The sequence below is a fragment of the Escherichia sp. WS1265 genome, assembly GCF_046487585.1.
Classification (GTDB): Bacteria; Pseudomonadota; Gammaproteobacteria; order Enterobacterales; family Enterobacteriaceae; genus Escherichia; species Escherichia coli.
Genome location: NZ_JBJQJE010000003.1, coordinates 120,328 through 138,177 on the forward strand (window position 1 = coordinate 120,328; position 17,850 = coordinate 138,177).

Annotated in this window: 18 protein-coding genes; 9 read left to right on the forward strand and 9 right to left on the reverse strand. The window is 51.6% G+C overall.

What is annotated here, in order from left to right; all coding sequences use genetic code 11:
• Positions 1-25 precede the first annotated feature (25 nt).
• The 3 genes from ACJHX3_RS04455 to ACJHX3_RS04465 all read left to right on the forward strand — a co-directional run bounded on the left by ACJHX3_RS04455 (position 26) and on the right by ACJHX3_RS04465 (position 2,500).
• Positions 26-319: a co-chaperone GroES gene (locus ACJHX3_RS04455; RefSeq protein WP_001026276.1), complete on the forward strand. Its 294-nt coding sequence runs from the start codon at positions 26-28 to the stop codon at positions 317-319.
• 43 nt (positions 320-362) lie between these two features.
• The gene (gene groL / locus ACJHX3_RS04460; RefSeq protein ID WP_000729117.1) at positions 363-2,009 is read left to right on the forward strand and encodes a chaperonin GroEL; all 1,647 of its coding nucleotides are present in this window, start codon (positions 363-365) and stop codon (positions 2,007-2,009) included.
• Positions 2,010-2,146: 137 nt separating this feature from the next.
• Complete coding sequence (locus tag ACJHX3_RS04465; protein WP_000558209.1) at positions 2,147-2,500, forward strand: DUF4156 domain-containing protein; 354 nt, start codon at positions 2,147-2,149, stop codon at positions 2,498-2,500.
• 49 nt (positions 2,501-2,549) lie between these two features.
• Here ACJHX3_RS04465 and ACJHX3_RS04470 read toward each other — a convergent pair whose 3' ends face one another.
• Positions 2,550-3,419 (reverse strand): YjeJ family protein, encoded by an 870-nt coding sequence (locus ACJHX3_RS04470; RefSeq protein WP_001008025.1) that lies wholly within the window; start codon positions 3,417-3,419, stop codon positions 2,550-2,552.
• A 234-nt stretch (positions 3,420-3,653) separates the two neighbouring features.
• Entirely contained in the window at positions 3,654-4,682 is a 1,029-nt protein-coding gene (gene epmB / locus ACJHX3_RS04475; protein WP_024046258.1) for an EF-P beta-lysylation protein EpmB, read from the reverse strand.
• Between the two features lie 41 nt (positions 4,683-4,723).
• Here epmB and efp point away from each other — a divergent pair, with 41 nt between their 5' ends.
• The 4 genes from efp to sugE all read left to right on the forward strand — a co-directional run bounded on the left by efp (position 4,724) and on the right by sugE (position 6,217).
• The gene (gene efp, locus ACJHX3_RS04480; RefSeq protein ID WP_000257278.1) at positions 4,724-5,290 is read left to right on the forward strand and encodes an elongation factor P; all 567 of its coding nucleotides are present in this window, start codon (positions 4,724-4,726) and stop codon (positions 5,288-5,290) included.
• Between the two features lie 51 nt (positions 5,291-5,341).
• Positions 5,342-5,467 carry a lipoprotein antitoxin entericidin A gene (ecnA, locus tag ACJHX3_RS04485; RefSeq protein ID WP_000977754.1) on the forward strand — a complete coding sequence of 42 codons (126 nt, stop codon included), beginning with the start codon at positions 5,342-5,344 and terminating at the stop codon, positions 5,465-5,467.
• Between the two features lie 110 nt (positions 5,468-5,577).
• Positions 5,578-5,724, forward strand: a complete 147-nt coding sequence (ecnB, locus tag ACJHX3_RS04490; protein WP_000239596.1) for a lipoprotein toxin entericidin B — start codon at positions 5,578-5,580, stop codon at positions 5,722-5,724.
• Positions 5,725-5,899: 175 nt separating this feature from the next.
• Positions 5,900-6,217: a quaternary ammonium compound efflux SMR transporter SugE gene (gene sugE / locus ACJHX3_RS04495; protein WP_000118482.1), complete on the forward strand. Its 318-nt coding sequence runs from the start codon at positions 5,900-5,902 to the stop codon at positions 6,215-6,217.
• On the opposite strand, the gene blc is transcribed toward sugE, so the two are convergent.
• The 6 genes from blc to frdA form a co-directional block, all read right to left on the reverse strand.
• Complete coding sequence (gene blc, locus ACJHX3_RS04500) at positions 6,214-6,747, reverse strand: lipocalin Blc (RefSeq protein ID WP_001238367.1); 534 nt, start codon at positions 6,745-6,747, stop codon at positions 6,214-6,216. The genes sugE and blc overlap by 4 nt on opposite strands.
• 88 nt (positions 6,748-6,835) lie before the next feature.
• On the reverse strand, positions 6,836-7,969 hold the full coding sequence (locus ACJHX3_RS04505) for a BlaEC family class C beta-lactamase (protein WP_001468906.1): 1,134 nt from the start codon (positions 7,967-7,969) through the stop codon (positions 6,836-6,838).
• Between the two features lie 62 nt (positions 7,970-8,031).
• Entirely contained in the window at positions 8,032-8,391 is a 360-nt protein-coding gene (frdD, locus tag ACJHX3_RS04510; RefSeq protein ID WP_000609663.1) for a fumarate reductase subunit FrdD, read from the reverse strand.
• A 10-nt stretch (positions 8,392-8,401) separates the two neighbouring features.
• Positions 8,402-8,797 carry a fumarate reductase subunit FrdC gene (frdC, locus tag ACJHX3_RS04515; protein ID WP_000208763.1) on the reverse strand — a complete coding sequence of 132 codons (396 nt, stop codon included), beginning with the start codon at positions 8,795-8,797 and terminating at the stop codon, positions 8,402-8,404.
• Between the two features lie 10 nt (positions 8,798-8,807).
• On the reverse strand, positions 8,808-9,542 hold the full coding sequence (frdB, locus tag ACJHX3_RS04520; RefSeq protein WP_000829498.1) for a fumarate reductase iron-sulfur protein: 735 nt from the start codon (positions 9,540-9,542) through the stop codon (positions 8,808-8,810).
• The gene (gene frdA, locus ACJHX3_RS04525) at positions 9,535-11,343 is read right to left on the reverse strand and encodes a fumarate reductase (quinol) flavoprotein subunit (RefSeq protein ID WP_001192981.1); all 1,809 of its coding nucleotides are present in this window, start codon (positions 11,341-11,343) and stop codon (positions 9,535-9,537) included. The genes frdB and frdA overlap by 8 nt, the downstream gene beginning before the upstream one ends.
• 324 nt (positions 11,344-11,667) lie before the next feature.
• Between frdA and epmA the strand changes: the two genes are divergently transcribed.
• Positions 11,668-12,645, forward strand: a complete 978-nt coding sequence (gene epmA, locus ACJHX3_RS04530) for an elongation factor P--(R)-beta-lysine ligase (RefSeq protein ID WP_000004771.1) — start codon at positions 11,668-11,670, stop codon at positions 12,643-12,645.
• Between the two features lie 218 nt (positions 12,646-12,863).
• Positions 12,864-14,366, forward strand: coding sequence for a glutamate/gamma-aminobutyrate family transporter YjeM (gene yjeM / locus ACJHX3_RS04535; RefSeq protein WP_001300174.1), 1,503 nt, complete (start codon positions 12,864-12,866; stop codon positions 14,364-14,366).
• A gap of 150 nt (positions 14,367-14,516) precedes the next feature.
• Here the strand turns inward: yjeM and mscM are convergent, their stop codons facing one another.
• Positions 14,517-17,840 carry a miniconductance mechanosensitive channel MscM gene (mscM, locus tag ACJHX3_RS04540; RefSeq protein WP_001236802.1) on the reverse strand — a complete coding sequence of 1,108 codons (3,324 nt, stop codon included), beginning with the start codon at positions 17,838-17,840 and terminating at the stop codon, positions 14,517-14,519.
• Positions 17,841-17,850 lie beyond the last annotated feature (10 nt).

Here is a 17,850-nt window from a genome sequence, read left to right on the forward strand (position 1 = left end):
GGACTTTCTCAAAGGAGAGTTATCAATGAATATTCGTCCATTGCATGATCGCGTGATCGTCAAGCGTAAAGAAGTTGAAACTAAATCTGCTGGCGGCATCGTTCTGACCGGCTCTGCAGCGGCTAAATCCACCCGCGGCGAAGTGCTGGCTGTCGGCAATGGCCGTATCCTTGAAAATGGCGAAGTGAAGCCGCTGGATGTGAAAGTTGGCGACATCGTTATTTTCAACGATGGCTACGGTGTGAAATCTGAGAAGATCGACAATGAAGAAGTGTTGATCATGTCCGAAAGCGACATTCTGGCAATTGTTGAAGCGTAATCCGCGCACGACACTGAACATACGAATTTAAGGAATAAAGATAATGGCAGCTAAAGACGTAAAATTCGGTAACGACGCTCGTGTGAAAATGCTGCGCGGCGTAAACGTACTGGCAGATGCAGTGAAAGTTACCCTCGGTCCGAAAGGCCGTAACGTAGTTCTGGATAAATCTTTCGGTGCACCGACCATCACCAAAGATGGTGTTTCCGTTGCTCGTGAAATCGAACTGGAAGACAAGTTCGAAAATATGGGTGCGCAGATGGTGAAAGAAGTTGCCTCTAAAGCGAACGACGCTGCAGGCGACGGTACCACCACTGCAACCGTACTGGCTCAGGCTATCATCACTGAAGGTCTGAAAGCTGTTGCTGCGGGCATGAACCCGATGGACCTGAAACGTGGTATCGACAAAGCTGTTACCGCTGCAGTTGAAGAACTGAAAGCGCTGTCCGTACCGTGCTCTGACTCTAAAGCGATTGCTCAGGTTGGTACCATCTCCGCTAACTCCGACGAAACCGTAGGTAAACTGATCGCTGAAGCGATGGACAAAGTCGGTAAAGAAGGCGTTATCACCGTTGAAGACGGTACCGGTCTGCAGGACGAACTGGACGTGGTTGAAGGTATGCAGTTCGACCGTGGCTACCTGTCTCCTTACTTCATCAACAAGCCGGAAACTGGCGCAGTAGAACTGGAAAGCCCATTCATCCTGCTGGCTGACAAGAAAATCTCCAACATCCGCGAAATGCTGCCGGTTCTGGAAGCTGTTGCCAAAGCAGGCAAACCGCTGCTGATCATCGCTGAAGATGTAGAAGGCGAAGCGCTGGCAACTCTGGTTGTTAACACCATGCGTGGCATCGTGAAAGTTGCTGCGGTTAAAGCTCCGGGCTTCGGCGATCGTCGTAAAGCTATGCTGCAGGATATCGCAACCCTGACTGGCGGTACCGTAATCTCTGAAGAGATCGGTATGGAGCTGGAAAAAGCAACCCTGGAAGACCTGGGTCAGGCTAAACGTGTTGTGATCAACAAAGACACCACCACCATCATCGATGGCGTGGGTGAAGAAGCTGCAATCCAGGGCCGTGTTGCTCAGATCCGTCAGCAGATTGAAGAAGCAACTTCTGACTACGACCGTGAAAAACTGCAGGAGCGTGTAGCGAAACTGGCAGGCGGCGTTGCAGTTATCAAAGTAGGTGCTGCTACCGAAGTTGAAATGAAAGAGAAAAAAGCACGCGTTGAAGACGCCCTGCACGCGACCCGTGCTGCGGTAGAAGAAGGCGTGGTTGCTGGTGGTGGTGTTGCGCTGATCCGCGTAGCGTCTAAACTGGCTGACCTGCGTGGTCAGAACGAAGACCAGAACGTGGGTATCAAAGTTGCACTGCGTGCAATGGAAGCTCCGCTGCGTCAGATCGTCCTGAACTGCGGCGAAGAACCGTCTGTTGTTGCTAACACCGTTAAAGGCGGCGACGGTAACTACGGTTACAACGCAGCAACCGAAGAATACGGCAACATGATCGACATGGGTATCCTGGATCCAACCAAAGTAACCCGTTCTGCTCTGCAGTACGCGGCTTCTGTGGCTGGCCTGATGATCACCACCGAGTGCATGGTTACCGACCTGCCGAAAAATGATGCAGCTGACTTAGGCGCTGCTGGCGGCATGGGCGGCATGGGTGGCATGGGCGGCATGATGTAATTGCCCTGCACCTCGCAGAAATAAACAAACCCTCAGGCAGAAATGTCTGGGGGTTTTTCTTTTAGTCATCTTTCTAGTATAAGATTCAGACACGGACGACGCGAGTGGCGTCCAGCTCATTGATTATGGGGAATAACATGCACGTAAAATACTTAGCAGGGATTGTCGGTGCCGCGCTACTGATGGCGGGTTGTAGCTCCAGCAACGAATTGAGTGCTGCCGGTCAGAGTGTACGCATTGTGGACGAGCAGCCAGGCGCAGAGTGCCAGCTGATTGGTACTGCGACAGGTAAGCAAAGCAACTGGCTTTCCGGGCAACACGGAGAAGAGGGCGGTTCTATGCGCGGCGCGGCAAACGATCTGCGCAACCAGGCGGCTGCAATGGGCGGTAACGTGATTTATGGCATCAGCAGCCCGTCGCAGGGGATGTTGTCCAGTTTTGTCCCGACGGATAGCCAGATTATCGGCCAGGTATATAAGTGCCCGAACTGATGGGATCCAGAGGCTGGATACTTCCAGCCTCGTAGTAAAACAGATGGGATTATTTCGCCTGTGGTGCAGTTTTGCTGGTGGATTGAACACGTAAGTGATGCAGCGCGCGTAAGCATTGATCCTGGGTTAGCGGTTGGGCGTTATTTGCCGCTACGGTGCGAACATAGACCTGACATGGTACACCCGCGAGTTTTTTCAGTCGTGGGCTGAAATCAAGCATTCGGCGAGTGATCGCCTCCACTTCTTTACCCGGCGTTGCTTCACGCGTTTTCACTACTGCGCCGCTAAATTGTTCTTTGCCACTTTCATCTTTAAAGCGGTAAAGCACCGCCAGATAATGGTTGAACAAGTTATGTTTCCATTCCGGTTGGGAATAGGTGTCATATTCCAGATTGCCATTGTCCTGGCAGTCAACGTCGTATAACGGCAGGAAATCTAACAGTGAAGTAATACGTAATGCCAGTTCACGCATTTCCGCATTATTAATTGCATGAATGATTGCTCGCGCCAGCATTTCAATCTGTAATTCATTGATGACTAACTCACATTTGCTACCGTCATGTAGTGTTAATACGAAGGTAAGATTTTCGCCCTGATTATCGGTAAGTTCCAGCGTGTTAACCCGACGATTAATATCGGCATTTTTAAGCTCATCAACCAGAATTTCTGGGATATTTTCTGCCATTTTCTTAATGACTTTATCGCGAGCTTGCTCATACTGAAGGCGTGCAGCAGCATCCAGTTTATGCTTTTGATGCAGACGGCTTTCCAGCGCAATCAGAAGGTCGCGCAGTTCCATGACAGACAGAAAGAACAACGATTCTTTATTGCGAGGCTCTTTAATTTTCAGCGCCAGTGCAATGAAATTATTACTCTTGCGAATAACACCGGTATTAACACCCTTGATGCTTATGGCCATGTAGGTTCTCCCTAACCATTTCTCAATCAAATAATTAATTTTAATTTATAAGCCAGATAAATGGGCTTGGTAGTAATAGTTGTTAAAATAACATAAATAGCCGTGCTCACTCTATATAAACAGAAAAGAAAGGTTAATTATTGGTGTTGGTTATATAAAAAGTAATAACAGCAATGTATATGAATAATTAAAGGTTATGCAACGTGCAAAGATTAAACTTCCCTGTTTAATCAGTTACTGCTGGCGTAGCTGGAGATCCAGCGGCGTTTTGCTGGGTTCGCCGCCAATTTCTCGCGCCAGTTTAGGCACCAGATATCCCGACACCAGTGTCAGCAACTCACGCATAATCTGCCGTGCTTCGTCATCACTCACCATAAAATGCGCCGCGCCCTGTACCTTATCGAGCACATGCAGGTAATACGGCATCACGCCGGCATCGAACAACGCATTACTCAGGTTTGCCAGCGTTTGTGCGTTATCGTTCACGCCACGTAACAGAACGCTCTGGTTGAGCAAAGTAACGCCTACCCGGCGCAACTTAGCCATCGCCTGACGGAATGTTTCATCTATCTCATTGGCATGGTTGATGTGATTCACCAGCAAGATTTGCAGCGTAGAATGTGAAAAGCGTTCAACCAGCGCATCTGTGATGCGTGCCGGGATCACAATCGGCAGACGGCTGTGAATCCGCAGACGTTTGATATGCGGGATGGCTTCCAGTTGTGTGAGCAACCAGTCCAGCTCGTGATCTTTCGCCATCAGCGGATCGCCGCCGGAGAAAATTATCTCGTCCAGTTCCGGATGCGCAGCAACATACTCAAGTGCAGTCTGCCAGTTACGCTTGTTGCCCTGATTTTCGGCATAGGGGAAGTGGCGACGGAAGCAATAGCGGCAATTTACCGCGCAGCCGCCTTTGACCAGCAAAAGCGCCCGGTTGTGGTATTTATGCAACAAACCTGGCACTACGCTGTGCTGTTCTTCCAGCGGGTCGGTGGAGAATCCGGGCGCGACGACAAACTCATCTTGCGAGGTAATTACCTGACGCAAAAGCGGATCGTTCGGATTGCCTTTCTCCATGCGATCGATAAATGAGCGGGGCACACGCAGGGCAAACAGCTTTTTGGCGCTGCGTCCGGCCAACAGTTTTTCGTCCGCGTCTATATTCAAAAGACGCAGAAGTTCATCAGGATCGGTCACAACATCGGCAAGTTGCGTTAACCAATCTTCTCTGGATGGGGTATTTAGGGTTACAATATGCGCCATTTTGTGGCTTAGCTACCAATTAACAAATTTCAGAGGGCCTTATGGCAACGTACTATAGCAACGATTTTCGTGCTGGTCTTAAAATCATGTTAGACGGCGAACCTTACGCGGTTGAAGCGAGTGAATTCGTAAAACCGGGTAAAGGCCAGGCATTTGCTCGCGTTAAACTGCGTCGTCTGCTGACCGGTACTCGCGTAGAAAAAACCTTCAAATCTACTGATTCCGCTGAAGGCGCTGATGTTGTCGATATGAACCTGACTTACCTGTACAACGACGGTGAGTTCTGGCACTTCATGAACAACGAAACTTTCGAGCAGCTGTCTGCTGATGCAAAAGCAATTGGCGACAACGCCAAATGGTTGCTGGATCAGGCAGAGTGTATCGTAACTCTGTGGAATGGTCAGCCGATCTCCGTTACTCCGCCGAACTTCGTTGAACTGGAAATCGTGGATACCGATCCGGGCCTGAAAGGTGATACCGCAGGTACTGGCGGCAAACCGGCTACCCTGTCTACTGGCGCTGTGGTTAAAGTTCCGCTGTTTGTACAAATCGGCGAAGTCATCAAAGTGGATACCCGCTCTGGTGAATACGTCTCTCGCGTGAAGTAATGCGGTTGTGGTGCGGCCTGCAGGCTGCACCATCACTTATTCAGGCCAGAGATGATGAAACGCCTTATCGTTCTTGTTTTGCTTGCCAGTGCGCTGCTCACGGGCTGTAACACCGCTCGCGGTTTTGGTGAAGACATTAAACATCTCGGTAATTCCATCTCCCGCGCTGCCAGCTAATTTTTCTTCTCTTCCGAAAAATCATCAGATTTCCATCATTTTTGGCGATGTTGTCTATTATTAATTTGCTATAGGCAAACATAAATAACATTACCTAAAAGGAAGACGTTATGGTGAAGAAGACAATTGCAGCGATCTTTTCTGTTCTGGTGCTTTCAACAGTATTAACTGCCTGCAACACCACGCGTGGCGTAGGTGAAGACATTTCTGATGGCGGTAACGCGATTTCTGGCGCAGCAACGAAAGCGCAGCAATAAGCAATAACGGTACGGCAGCTGTGTCGTGCCGTTTGTTTTTTCTGCGATAGTTACAAAGGTAATAGTTGAAATTCCTCTGCCACCTGGCAAAATATCCGTTCAACCATCAGCTTTGCAGGACGACCTGCAAACGCCTCTTTTCACCGGGGACGGCCCCAATTCTCCGGAGCCTGATATGTCCTGGATTATCTTAGTTATTGCTGGTCTGCTGGAAGTGGTATGGGCCGTTGGCCTGAAATATACCCACGGCTTTAGTCGTTTGACGCCAAGTGTTATTACCGTGACGGCGATGATTGTCAGTATGGCGCTACTTGCCTGGGCGATGAAATCGCTACCGGTAGGGACGGCTTATGCCGTGTGGACGGGTATTGGCGCAGTCGGCGCGGCCATCACCGGCATTGTGCTGCTCGGCGAGTCCGCTAACCCGATGCGCCTGGCGAGTCTGGCGTTAATCGTATTGGGGATTATTGGTCTGAAACTCAGCACTCATTAACTACCGGGTTGCTGTACCCAAATAAACTTACTGACATCAAACCCTTCCCGGGTCGCGATTGCCAGCATCTCCTGTTTCACTTCGTCAGAAATGGTTGGCGTGCGGGAGAGTATCCACAGGTAGTCGCGGTCCGGGCCGCAAACCAGCGCATGGCGGTATTCCCGATCGAGTGCAATAACGTTATAACCGCCATAGAAAGGACCAAAGAATGACACTTTCAGCGCAGCGCGAGTTGGTGCGCCGGTAAAGTACGCTTTCCCTTCACTCTGTTGCCACATTTCTCTGTCAGGGTTATAGCCTTTATTAATGACATTCAGGCCGCCGTCATCCCGCAGGCTGTATGTTGCGGTGACTTTTTCCAGTCCACGTTCAAAGCGGTGATCAAAACGGGCAATCTCATACCAGGTACCGAGATAGCGTTTAGCATCGAAATTATTCACTACGGTCACGCCACGGGGCGGCGTAGGAGAACTGCAGGCAACGACCAGAAATGCAGCTGTCGCTGCGGCAACGAGAGGGAGCAGGCGCATAAATGTTTCCTTACTGGTTTTTTTCTAAGTGTAGATGACAGCAAGGAAAAGCGGAGAAAAGGTCCAAAAATTCGGACCCGATGAAATTTTACTGTAGAGCGTTGAGAATCTGCCAGGCGGCAGTGACTCTCGCTGGATTGGGATAGTTTTTGTTAGCCAGCATCACGATACCCAGCTCTTTTTCTGGAATAAACGCGACATAGCTACCAAATCCGCCGGTCGCCCCTGTTTTATGTACCCATGATGCGCGCACTGCAGGAGTTGGGGGCGTAATCGCTTTTACGGGGCGTGCTGCCAGTGCAATTTTATTGTCACTGCCGTTAATGATGCTGTCAGGATTTACCGGCCAGTCCAGCATTTCCCAGCCCAGGCCCTGATACATATCGCCGGTTTGCCAGTAGCGAGATTGTGCCAGTTGTATCCCTTGTTGAAGCGTTTTCTCAGTGATATCAAGGGGTTTTAAATTGCTTTGCACCCAGCGGGCCATATCTTCAATGGTCGACTTCACACCATAAGCTTCAGCATCTAACGCCCCTGGCGAAACATGCACTGCCTTACCTTCGCGATATCCCCAGGCGTAATTCTTTTCTTCTGCGGGCGGTACATTAATCCACGTATGGTTGAGTTTGAGTGGCTGGAAGACACGAGTTTGCATCGCCTGCTCAAAACTCAAACCAGACGGCTTCACAGCCAGTGCGCCGAACAAACCGATACTGGAGTTGGCATACAGACGTTGTGTTCCTGGAGCCCATGCAGGCTGCCAGTTTTGATAGAAGCGCAGCAAGTCGCTTGAGGATTTAACGTCATCCGGCACCTGCAATGGCAGGCCGCCAGCGGTGTAGGTCGCAAGATGTAATAGTGTGATCCCATTCCATTGTTTAGCGGTAAGTTCAGGCCAGTATTTTGTCGCGGGATCGCTTAACTTGATTTCCCCTCGTGCAATAGCGTCGCCACCAAGCACGCCCGTAAATGTTTTGCTGACCGAACCTAACTCAAACAACGTTTGCTGTGTGACGGGCTGCTTTTTGGCGATGTCCGCATAGCCCCAGGTAAAGTAATAAGGTTTACCCTGATAAATTACCGCCACCGCCATACCGGGGATCTTTTGTTGCTCTATAAGCGGGGTAATTGTGCGATGCACAATATCGTTGATTTGTTGAGGGGCGGCAAATGTGGAGCAAGAGGCGGTAATTAATAAGGCGCAGAGCGTCATTTTGAACATAGGGTCTGGTTTCCATACAAAAAGGCCCGCCATAGGCGGGCCGGATTTACATTGGCGATGCGTTAGATTGTAACGACACCAATCAGCGTGACAACTGTCAGGATAGCAGCCAGACCGTAGAAAACCCATTTGCCCGCAGGTACGTGGATTTTCAGATCGTGCATCGCGTGGTGCATACGGTGTAAACCACACCACAACGGCAGAACGATCATCAGGAACAGGAATACGCGACCAATGAAGCTCTGCGCGAACGCCAGAACGCGCTCGTAGCTCAGTGCGTCACCCGGAAACAGCCCCAGCGGCAGCAGAATACCCACCAGCAGGATCATCACCGGCGCAATAATTGCGCTCCACATACCACCGGCCCCGAAGAGGCCCCAGAATACCGGTTCGTCAGAACGCTTTGGATTTGGATTAATCATCTCAGGCTCCTTACCAGTACAGGGCAACAAACAGGATTACGATGGTGGCAACCACAGTTACCGCCCAGAGACTTTTGATAATTGGCTCTGGTCCCATTTTTTCGTCTTTTACAATGATATTGGCCGCTTTTGGTGCCAGTTCAAACCAGGTTTTGGTGTGCAGCAGAGCTGCCGCCAGAGTGATCAGGTTAATGATCACAATAACCGGGTTTTGTAAAAAGTCGACGAATCCCGCCCAGCTTTCCGGGCCATTTTTCAGGGCAAACAGCCCGAAAATCAGTTCAATGCTGAACCACACAGCCGGAACTGCCGTGCCTTCGCGCAGCATGTAAAAGCGATAAAACGGCAATTTTTTCCACCAGGTGGACGTCATTGGCCGTACATACGGTTTACGTTTAGTCGTCATGTTGCACTCCTTAGCGTGGTTTCAGGGTCGCGATAAGAAAATCTTTCGAACTTTCTACTTTGCCCTGCTGAATGGCCGCAGCCGGATCGACGTGTTTCGGGCAGACTTCGGAGCAGTAGCCCACGAAAGTACAGCTCCATACGCCGTTCTGGCTGTTCAACTGCGCCATACGCTCCTTCTTACCGTGGTCGCGGCTATCTTCGTTGTAACGATGCGCCAGCGTAATGGCAGCCGGACCGATGAACTCTGGGTTCAGGCCAAACTGCGGGCACGCGGCGTAGCACAGACCACAGTTGATGCAACCGGAGAACTGGTGATACTTCGCCATCTGCGCCGGGGTCTGGATGTTAGTACCTTGATCCGCGGTGCGGGAGTTGCCGATGATGTACGGTTTGATCGCTTCCAGACTTTCGATGAAGTGGGTCATATCGACCACCAGATCGCGTTCAATCGGGAAGTTAGCTAACGCTTCAACCTTCATACCGTCGGTGTAATCACGCAGGAAGGTTTTACATGCCAGTTTTGGCACGTTGTTAACCATCATGCCGCAGGAACCACAAATCGCCATACGGCAGGACCAGCGGTAGCTCAGGTCCGGTGCCAGGTTGTCTTTGATGTAGCCCAGCGCATCCAGTAATGAGGTAGTTGCGTCATAAGGCACTTCATAGAATGCGCTATGCGGTGCGGTATCGACTTCCGGGTTATAGCGCACCACCTCAATTTTCAGGTTTTTCATCTCAGCCATTCGCCTTCTCCTTCTTATTGGCTGCTTCCGCCTTATCGGCTGCATCCGCTTCGCCACCGTAAACGCGTTTAGCTGGCGGCAGCGTAGTAATCTTCACGTCGCTGTACTCCAGGCGAGTTGTGCCATCAGCATCGCGGAAGGCGAGGGTGTGTTTGAGGAAGTTGACGTCGTCACGCTCGGTGCAACCTTCGTCCAGACGCTGGTGCGCGCCGCGGGACTCTTTACGTGCCATTGCGGAGTGCGCCATACATTCAGCAACGTTCAGACCGTGACCCAGTTCAATGGTGTAGAGCAGGTCGGTGTTGAACACGCTGGAGGTGTCGGTGATGCGCACGCGCTTGAAGCGTTCCTGCAGCTCAGCCAGCTTGTCGATGGTTTTCTGCATCAGTTCCGGCGTACGGTAGATACCGCAACCTTCTTCCATAGCCAGGCCCATTTCGTCGCGGATCTTCGCCCAGTTTTCGCCGCCCTCCTGGTTAACCAGATCTTTCAGACGTTGTTCAACGCCAGCTGCCTGCGCTTCAATTGCCGCTTCGTTGCCATTACCGGCAGTTGCTGCACGCTCTGTCGCTTGTTCACCGGCCAGACGGCCGAAGACCACCAGTTCCGCCAGGGAGTTAGAACCCAGACGGTTTGCACCGTGCAGACCAACAGAGGAACATTCACCCACGGCGAACAGACCTTTAATGCGGGTTTCACAGTTCTGATCGGTTTCGATACCGCCCATGGTGTAGTGTGCGGTCGGACGTACCGGAATCGGTTCTTTAACCGGATCGACGCCAACGTACGCTTTCGCCAGTTCGCAGATGAACGGCAGACGTTCATGCAGTTTTTTCTCGCCGAGGTGACGCAGGTCGAGATAAACCACATCGCCACGCGGCGTGGAGATGGTGTTGCCTTTACGCCATTCGTGCCAGAAGGCCTGAGAAACTTTGTCGCGTGGACCCAGTTCCATATATTTGTTTTTCGGCTCGCCCAGCGGAGTTTCCGGGCCCATGCCGTAATCTTGCAGATAACGGTAGCCATTTTTGTTGACCAGAATACCGCCTTCACCGCGGCAGCCTTCGGTCATCAGGATACCGGAACCTGGCAGACCGGTTGGGTGATACTGAACGAATTCCATGTCACGCAGCGGAACGCCGTGGCTTAGCGCCATACCCATACCGTCACCGGTAACGATGCCGCCGTTGGTGTTGTAACGATAAACGCGACCCGCACCGCCGGTAGCCATAACGACCGCGTTAGCACGGATCTGCACCAGCGTGCCTTCCATCATGTTCATTGCTACCAGGCCGCGAACATGACCATCATCAACCAGAATATCCAGCACGAAATGTTCGTCAAAACGCTGGATCTGCGGGAATTGCAGAGAGGTCTGGAACAGCGTGTGCAGCATATGGAAGCCGGTCTTATCGGCGGCGAACCAGGTACGCTCGATTTTCATGCCGCCGAAGCGACGTACGTTGACGCTACCATCCGGGCGACGGCTCCATGGGCATCCCCACAGTTCCAGTTGGGTCATTTCGGTTGGGCAGTGGTGGACGAAATAATCCACGACATCCTGCTCACACAACCAGTCGCCACCCGCTACTGTATCGTGAAAGTGATATTCGAAGCTGTCATGATCCTGCGCGACAGCGGCGGAGCCCCCTTCTGCAGCAACGGTATGGCTACGCATCGGGTATACTTTTGAGATTAGTGCGATTTTTGCATTTGGATTTGCCTGCGCGGCAGCAATTGCAGCACGTAATCCCGCGCCACCGGCGCCTACAATGGCAAGATCGGCTTGAAAGGTTTGCACGACATTCCTCCAGATTGTTTTTATCCCACAGCCCCGTACTTCAGGGTAAGTGCCTGAAAGTTACGGTCTGCGAACGCTATTCCACTGCTCCTTTATAGGTACAACAGTATAGTCTGATGGATAAGTCTGAAATTTGACGAGATCGATTTTTTTAGTGCGCAAGAGGGCTAAATTATCACTGAAGATGATTAATTTAATTACTAAACCATCAGATCGTGCTTTTTTTAGTCACTGCCCACCGTTGTTTGATTCCTGCGTAAAATTTGTCTCGCCGTCGCGTTGCGAGTAGACTTCGTGCCCTTGTCAAAAACTGGAGATTTAACTATGAGCGAAACGGCATCCTGGCAGCCGAGCGCATCCATTCCTAACTTATTAAAACGCGCGGCGATTATGGCGGAGATCCGTCGTTTCTTTGCCGATCGTGGAGTGCTGGAGGTGGAGACGCCTTGTATGAGCCAGGCGACGGTAACCGATATTCATTTGGTCCCGTTTGAGACACGTTTCGTTGGCCCCGGGCATTCGCAGGGGATGAATCTCTGGTTAATGACCAGCCCGGAATACCATATGAAACGCCTGCTGGTTGCCGGTTGTGGGCCGGTATTCCAGCTGTGCCGCAGCTTCCGTAATGAAGAGATGGGGCGTTATCACAACCCTGAGTTCACTATGCTGGAGTGGTATCGACCGCACTATGATATGTACCGGTTGATGAACGAGGTGGACGATCTCTTACAACAGGTGCTTGACTGCCCGGCAGCAGAAAGCCTTTCTTATCAACAAGCTTTCTTGCGTTATCTGGAAATTGACCCGCTCTCTGCCGACAAAACGCAACTGCGGGAAGTGGCAGCGAAACTGGATTTGAGCAACGTTGCCGATACCGAAGAAGACCGCGACACGCTGCTACAACTGCTGTTTACCTTTGGCGTAGAGCCAAATATTGGCAAAGAAAAACCGACCTTTGTGTACCACTTTCCGGCCAGCCAGGCATCACTGGCGCAAATCAGTACCGAAGATCATCGGGTCGCTGAACGCTTTGAGGTTTATTATAAAGGTATTGAGCTGGCGAATGGTTTCCATGAATTGACGGATGCCCGTGAGCAGCAACAACGCTTTGAACAAGATAACCGTAAGCGCGCGGCGCGCGGTTTGCCGCAGCACCCCATTGATCAGAATCTGATTGAAGCCTTGAAAGTCGGTATGCCTGACTGTTCCGGCGTGGCATTAGGTGTTGATCGTCTGGTGATGTTGGCGCTGGGCGCGGAGACACTGGCTGAAGTCATCGCCTTTAGCGTTGACCGGGCATAATTCTGAAAAATTACTGAATTAACCGCGAAGAATGGCGTGATAAGCGCCATTCTGTAGCATATGTTTTCATTTTTCCGCTAAAGGCCACAATTTAAGACTGGATATTTGATATCATCCAGGTATCAATTCTGTATTGGTTTTTACGCTGCCCGCTCAATGTTGGGCAGTGCAGTTCAGTGGGCGCGTTTTATACACGCGCTGAAATGAAGGATGGTTTCATGCCTCACACGATAAAAAAGATGAGTCTGATAGGACTCATATTGATGATCTTTACTTCCGTATTTGGATTTGCCAATAGCCCATCGGCTTATTACTTAATGGGTTATAGTGCGATTCCCTTTTATATATTTTCTGCATTGTTATTCTTTATTCCATTCGCCTTAATGATGGCTGAAATGGGAGCTGCTTATCGCAAAGAAGAAGGCGGTATCTATTCCTGGATGAATAATAGTGTCGGACCACGTTTTGCCTTCATTGGTACATTTATGTGGTTTTCCTCTTATATCATCTGGATGGTGAGTACCTCCGCGAAAGTTTGGGTACCGTTCTCAACATTCCTCTATGGTAGCGACATGACCCAGCACTGGCGTATTGCCGGACTGGAGCCTACGCAGGTGGTTGGTCTGCTGGCAGTGGCATGGATGATTCTGGTCACCGTCGTTGCTTCAAAGGGGATTAATAAAATTGCCCGCATTACTGCGGTGGGCGGTATTGCAGTAATGTGTCTGAATTTAGTATTGCTGTTAGTAAGCATTACTATTTTGTTATTAAATGGTGGGCATTTCGCGCAGGATATTAATTTCCTTGCATCACCGAACCCAGGTTATCAGTCCGGTCTGGCAATGCTATCGTTTGTGGTATTTGCTATTTTTGCCTATGGCGGAATTGAAGCGGTTGGTGGTCTGGTCGATAAAACGGAAAATCCAGAAAAGAACTTTGCCAAAGGTATTGTTTTTGCCGCTATTGTTATTTCAATCGGTTATTCGCTGGCAATATTTTTATGGGGCGTCAGCACAAACTGGCAGCAGGTATTAAGTAATGGTTCCGTTAACCTCGGCAATATTACCTATGTGCTGATGAAGAGCCTCGGGGTGACGCTGGGTAACGCACTGCATTTGTCACCTGAAGCGTCATTGTCGCTGGGCGTGTGGTTTGCGCGTATTACCGGACTTTCGATGTTCCTCGCTTATACCGGTGCGTTCTTTACGCTTTGCTATTCACCGCTGAAAGCCATCATCCAGGGGACGCCGAAAGCGTTGTGGCCGGAACCGATGACGCGCCTGAATGCGATGGGGATGCCGTCTATCGCCATGTGGATGCAGTGCGGGTTGGTTACTGTCTTCATCCTGCTGGTTTCGTTTGGTGGCGGTACCGCATCGGCGTTCTTTAACAAGCTGACGCTGATGGCGAACGTGTCTATGACGCTTCCTTACTTGTTCCTCGCGCTGGCTTTCCCATTCTTTAAAGCACGTCAGGATCTCGACAGACCATTTGTGATTTTCAAAACGCGTATGTCGGCAATGATTGCGACGGTGGTTGTTGTACTGGTGGTGACATTTGCGAACGTCTTCACCATCATTCAACCTGTGGTTGAAGCCGGAGACTGGGACAGCACATTGTGGATGATTGGCGGCCCTGTCTTCTTCTCGCTGTTAGCGATGGCGATTTACCAGAACTATTGCAGTCGCATGGCGAATAAACCTGAGTTAGCTCTCGACTGATCCTATGAAATCCTGCAACTCATCGTCTCTCCGACGATGAGTTGTCAGGAAGTAATGCGTATGGATGATACTCTCCAGGGCCGGTGATAACTGAAGATGATGTTAAGCTGCTAAATGAGCCACGTTGACATCATTTGGCAGCTTCATGCATTACAAACTTCCCGCCTGACGACCTTTGCCCGCAGACGTCAGCGTTCTCCCCGTTTGTTTACCGTTGAGGCTTTCCAGACGCATCTGGAAGGGCGGGAATGGCATATCGATACCGTGGGCATGGAAGCCTGCCAGAATTAGCTGGTGGATCTCATGGCGTAGCGGCATACGGTGACCCATCTCAGCGGCGTAAATACGCAGCTCGAAAATCTGAATCCCCTGTTGCAGATCCACCAGGAAGACTTCCGGTGCCGGGTTGTCGATCACCAGCGAGCAGCGACGCGCTGCGGTGAGCAGGATTTCCGTCACTTCTTCACTGTTGGCATCGGCAGGGGCCGGAATCGTCAACACCACGCGCGTGACCGAGTCAGAGAGCGACCAGTTGATAAACTGCTCGGTAATAAACGCCTTGTTCGGCACGATTATCTCTTTACGGTCCCAGTCGCTGATGGTGGTGGCGCGGGTGTTAATTTTCGTCACGCTACCAGTAAGATCGCGGATCGTTACCGTATCGCCAATGCGAATCGGTTTTTCGAACAGGATGATCAGGCCAGAGATAAAGTTGGCGAAAATTTCCTGCAAACCAAAACCGAGACCAACACCGAGCGCGGCGACCAGCCACTGCAATTTCGACCACTCAATACCAATCATTGAGAAGCCGACCAGCCCGCCAATCAGCATCAGCAGATATTTGGTGATGGTGGTGATGGCGTAACCTGTACCCGGCGTTAAATCCAGGTGCTGCAAAATCGCCAGTTCCAGCAGCGCGGGCAGGTTGCGCACCAGCTGCGTGGTGATGATAAACACCAGAATGGCAATCAGCACCGCACCGAGGGTAATCGGCTCCAGACTTTCTACGCCCTGTACCGTGGAGGTGACATCCCACAGCGAAATATTTTCGAGGAAGCCGAAAGCGGAATGGATTTCTGACCACAGCACAATGACCGAAAGCAGGGCGATCAACATCAAAATTGAGCGCACCAGCCGCAAGGATTGCGCACTGATGGCATCGAGATCGACTTCGCTTTCATCGACTTCAATTGCCCCTTCCGGGCTACTGTGATGATGAGCTTCCTCTTCGCCACGCGCACGTTGCGCTAACATCTCTGCCCGGCGATGCTTCGCCCGGTCAAACGCCAGCCTGCGGCGCTGGATCAGCATCCAGCGGCGGATAACGTGATAAACCACTAGTAGCAGGAACCAGATGGCAACCGAGGTTTCAAGCCTCGCTAACAGCGCCTGTGCCGTTGCCAGATAACCCACCGCCGACGCCAGAATAGCAACCAACGGTGCGCCAATCATCATGTTCCACAGCATATGGTTGGTAATGTTGTCACCGCTGCCTTCTTTGTTGAGATACAGCGGGATCCCGGCCTTTTTCAGACTGAGAGTGACCACCGCCAGCGCACCGCAAATGAGGATAAAGCAAAGCCGTCCCAGCGAACCGGAGAATTCACGGTCGTCGAGGTTATCGAACATCATCAGCGCCATAATCAGCGGCACAATAAGCCCGATGCTCATCAGGTAGTAGCGCATCCCACGGGAAACCCGTTCGCGCGGCCAGCCAAAATGAGCGATAAACAAGCCGTTCGGGCGAGCAAAGGTGGCGCAAATCATCACTACCCACAGCAGCGGCACGGTGGCTGTTACGCCATCACCAATCGCGACCGCCAGCGGATAAGGCCACGCCTCGCGCAAGCCGTAACCCAGCGTCATCCACAGCACCGGCAACGGTGACGCGACGAGTATCGACCAGAAAAGGGTGCGCAACGTCAGCCAGAAGTGATCCTGAGTCACTTTGCCGACTTTCGCCGCCGAACGTTCAAGAAAACGGGTGAAATAGCGGCGCGAGTAAATACTGCAACCGACCAGAATCAACGCGCCAAACAGCGGCAAAATTGTCTCTTTGCTGGTCAGCATCATCACACTGGCTTTGCCCAACTGACTGAAGGTGTCCAGCGAAATGAGACGACGCAGATCCTGGGCGATCTCCAGCGGCCAGGCGATGGTCATCGGGCGCACGTCAGAGGTCCAGAACAGATAGCGGTGCGTCGCTTCGTTCACCTCTTTCAGCGCATCCTCCAGTTGCCCGTTGGAGACTTTCAGCTTGGTCAGTTCCAGTAGTAGCGTGTCGCCACCCTGCAACAATGAGTTCAGCAACTCACGCTGAGTGCGTAGCTGTGCTTCCAGAATACGGTTTTGCTCGGCGGTCAGCGGCTGACCGTCGGCCTGATGAATCTGCCGTAGCAGCGGCTGTTTATTAAGCAGATCCTCATAACGTAACCGTTGCACACGCAACTGCGCCATTTCGGTATCAAGCTGTTGTGGTTTTGGCATTTCCGGTAGCCGTGCCACCTGCGCCCGCAACGCTTCGCCGAGCAGGTTGGACGATCCCAGCCATTGCGACTGTTCACGCAGCGTATTCAACGCCTGCCGGACCTGTAACGTCTGGCTGGCAGCCTGACGCTGTTGCGAGGCAACGAGATCCATCCGCTGCGCCTGTTGATTCAGCGCCGCCGATAGTTCGCGGTTAATTTTGAATTGCGCGACGATATCTTTCGGCAAATCGGCGCTGTTTTCTGCCAGTAATTCGGTACTTTCCAGCGCCCGCTCCGCTTCAAGCTGACGTTGGCTGTTCAACTGATTACGTAAGGCCTGCAAATATGCATCCAGTTGCTGGCTCTCTTTTTCCGCCAGCTCAGAGCGTAAGCGCGCTAATTCCTGGCGGTTATTGGCAGACAGCTGCGCCAGCTCCAGTTCATCAACGAGCGCTTTCAGACGTGCGGAGTCAGACTGCAACGCGAAATTTTGCGCCTGATTAAGCGGGGTATTGCCGGTAAGCGTTCCCAGGCGGCGCTCGATCTCATTTAACTGACGGCGGGCGTCGGTTTGCTGTTGCGGCAGTTGATTCAGCGAATCGGCAATCTCGCGGGCGCGCTCCTGCTCTTGCTGGGCCTGACGGCTTTTATCCAGCAACTGGCTGCTGACCTGGAGAATTTCCTGATTCAGAGCGTCGGTAGACATCCCCGGTGACACGCTGCGCGGCTCGTCACGCATGTTGTTTAATTGTGCGCGCAGAGTAGCGGAAAGTTTCGGGTAATTATCAATGACTTCTTGATATTGCTTGATGCGCTCAAGGGAACCTTTCCGTTCCTCAAGCGCATTTAAGGCAGACTGGAGCGCCTCTACGACTTCCGGCTGCGCGGGCTTCGCCGCTTTTGCCTGCTCCAGTTCTTGTGAGATTTGTTTGCTATCGGGGGCCGTCGCGGCGTACGCCCCCCAACTGAGGCACCAGGCCATCAGAAAAGTGATAATCAGGCGCACGTCAGCGTTT

Coding starts and splice junctions, on each gene's coding strand:
- blc (WP_001238367.1), bottom strand. CDS start 6,747: ATGCGCCTGCTCCCTCTCGTTGCCGCAGCGACAGCTGCATTTCTGGTC.
- ACJHX3_RS04455 (WP_001026276.1), top strand. CDS start 26: ATGAATATTCGTCCATTGCATGATCGCGTGATCGTCAAGCGTAAAGAA.
- groL (WP_000729117.1), top strand. CDS start 363: ATGGCAGCTAAAGACGTAAAATTCGGTAACGACGCTCGTGTGAAAATG.
- frdD (WP_000609663.1), bottom strand. CDS start 8,391: ATGATTAATCCAAATCCAAAGCGTTCTGACGAACCGGTATTCTGGGGC.
- sugE (WP_000118482.1), top strand. CDS start 5,900: ATGTCCTGGATTATCTTAGTTATTGCTGGTCTGCTGGAAGTGGTATGG.
- epmB (WP_024046258.1), bottom strand. CDS start 4,682: ATGGCGCATATTGTAACCCTAAATACCCCATCCAGAGAAGATTGGTTA.
- ACJHX3_RS04470 (WP_001008025.1), bottom strand. CDS start 3,419: ATGGCCATAAGCATCAAGGGTGTTAATACCGGTGTTATTCGCAAGAGT.
- ecnA (WP_000977754.1), top strand. CDS start 5,342: ATGATGAAACGCCTTATCGTTCTTGTTTTGCTTGCCAGTGCGCTGCTC.
- frdB (WP_000829498.1), bottom strand. CDS start 9,542: ATGGCTGAGATGAAAAACCTGAAAATTGAGGTGGTGCGCTATAACCCG.
- frdC (WP_000208763.1), bottom strand. CDS start 8,797: ATGACGACTAAACGTAAACCGTATGTACGGCCAATGACGTCCACCTGG.
- ACJHX3_RS04465 (WP_000558209.1), top strand. CDS start 2,147: ATGCACGTAAAATACTTAGCAGGGATTGTCGGTGCCGCGCTACTGATG.
- epmA (WP_000004771.1), top strand. CDS start 11,668: ATGAGCGAAACGGCATCCTGGCAGCCGAGCGCATCCATTCCTAACTTA.
- efp (WP_000257278.1), top strand. CDS start 4,724: ATGGCAACGTACTATAGCAACGATTTTCGTGCTGGTCTTAAAATCATG.
- yjeM (WP_001300174.1), top strand. CDS start 12,864: ATGCCTCACACGATAAAAAAGATGAGTCTGATAGGACTCATATTGATG.
- ACJHX3_RS04505 (WP_001468906.1), bottom strand. CDS start 7,969: ATGTTCAAAATGACGCTCTGCGCCTTATTAATTACCGCCTCTTGCTCC.
- ecnB (WP_000239596.1), top strand. CDS start 5,578: ATGGTGAAGAAGACAATTGCAGCGATCTTTTCTGTTCTGGTGCTTTCA.